Here is a 1,703-nt window from a genome sequence, read left to right as displayed (position 1 = left end):
CGGATCAAGCGACAATATCCGGAGTTCATCGTCTTTATCGTGGTCGACATGAATGGCGACGCCTTCTGCGACTCAGCCAGAGAGCATAAGCCGGCTACCGCAGCTGGACGTGCCTACTTTGCCAGCGTCGTGAAAACCGGAAAATTCACAGTCGGAGAGTTCGCAGTCGGCCGAACGACCGGTCGCAATGTCGTTCAGTTCGCGCTGCCATTCTACGACGACGAAGATCGCATGGGCGGCGTCGTTATAGCGGCCCTCAGCCTCGACTGGCTCGCCGACTATATCGCGAAAAAGGGCGTTCCGAAGGGAGCCGCGCTCGCCATCACCGACCGCAACGGCATCTGTCTCGCTCGCTATCCTGACAATGCCCTCTTCGTCGGCAAGAAGCTGCCTGCCGGCAAAGATCCGACGCTCTCCAACGGGACTGTAGCTGATATGGTGAACGTTGACGGCGTGCGAAGAACTGTCGGATTCGCCGCTGTGGGGGAAGACCTTCTTGTCAGCTACGGCCTCGGCAAGGCCCAGACTTTCACCAAGATCGAACATCGCACGCAGCGCGACCTGTTGTTCATCCTCATGAGCGCCCTGATCGTCTTGATCCTGACGGCGTGGGGCGCCCAACGGTTCATCCAACGCCCGTTTGCACAATTGGTTGACGCCGCGAACCGATGGCGGCTCGGCGAATTCGGCCGGCGCGTGGACATCCCGGGCAATTCGGAAATCGCACGGGTCGCCAGGGCATTCAACGCCATGGCCGATGCGCTGAAGCACCGTGAGCACGAATTGTCCGAAGCGAGGGAGCAGTTTCATCAGAGCCAGAAGATGGAGAGCGTCGGCCAGCTCACCGGCGGCGTCGCGCACGACTTCAACAATCTGCTCACGGTGGTCTCCGCGAACCTCGAACTCATCGAGGCCGGCGATGATATCGGCAAGATCCGGCACTCCGCCGCGGCCGCGCGGCGTGCTGTCGATCGAGGGGCAAAGCTGACCGCGCAGCTTCTTGCCTTCTCGCGCCGGCAGATATTGAATCCAAGACCGGTCAACGCAAACCAGCTTGTTTCCGAGTTCCAGGGAATCATTCGCAAGGCCGTTGGGGAGGCATGCCGGGTCAAGGTGTGGACCAGTGAAGGATTGTGGCTGTGCCATGTCGATCCGGCGCGGCTGGAGACCGCTCTCCTCAATCTGGCCCTGAACGCGCGTGACGCCATGCCCAATGGCGGCGTGCTCGACATCGAGATGAAGAACGTCGTCGTGGGCGAAGGAGCCGTGGCGGAGGGCTTGCCCGGATCCTATGTCAGGCTGTCCGTCCGGGACACCGGTTCTGGAATGCCTCCCGAGGTGCGGAACCGGGTGTTTGAGCCCTTCTTCACAACGAAGGAGGTCGGCAAGGGCACCGGGCTTGGCCTTAGCATGGTCTACGGCTTTGTCCGTCAGTCCGGGGGGCACATTGCCATCGAGAGCGCCTTGGGAAAGGGGACCACTGTCGCGCTCTATTTGCCCAAAGCCACGCAAACGCCTGACGTCGAAATGGAAGACGCCCAACCCCAAGCGTTTCCGACCGGTTCGGAGCGGGTCCTGGTTGTCGAGGACAACGACGATCTTCTGGATCTCACGTCGGCGATGCTGACCAGCTCGGGCTATCAGGTTCGTTGCGCTCGGAATGGCGCGGAAGCCCTTTGGATGCTCCAGAGCGAGGAATTTGA

Annotated in this window: 1 protein-coding gene and 1 pseudogene; both read left to right on the top strand. The window is 61.0% G+C overall.

The window, feature by feature from the left end; translation table 11 throughout:
• Positions 1-48: 48 nt before the first annotated feature.
• Positions 49-708 (top strand): annotated as a pseudogene (locus tag ACZXDY_RS45785) (cache domain-containing protein); the annotation flags it as partial.
• A gap of 42 nt (positions 709-750) precedes the next feature.
• Positions 751-1,703 (top strand): ATP-binding protein (locus tag ACZXDY_RS45780; RefSeq protein WP_464349994.1); only part of this gene is annotated, 953 nt, incomplete at its 3' end.

It is taken from the genome of Bradyrhizobium sp. LeoB3 (genome assembly GCF_055456055.1).
The sequence above is the reverse complement of the archived record's forward strand: the minus strand, read 5'-3'. Positions and strand labels throughout refer to the sequence as shown.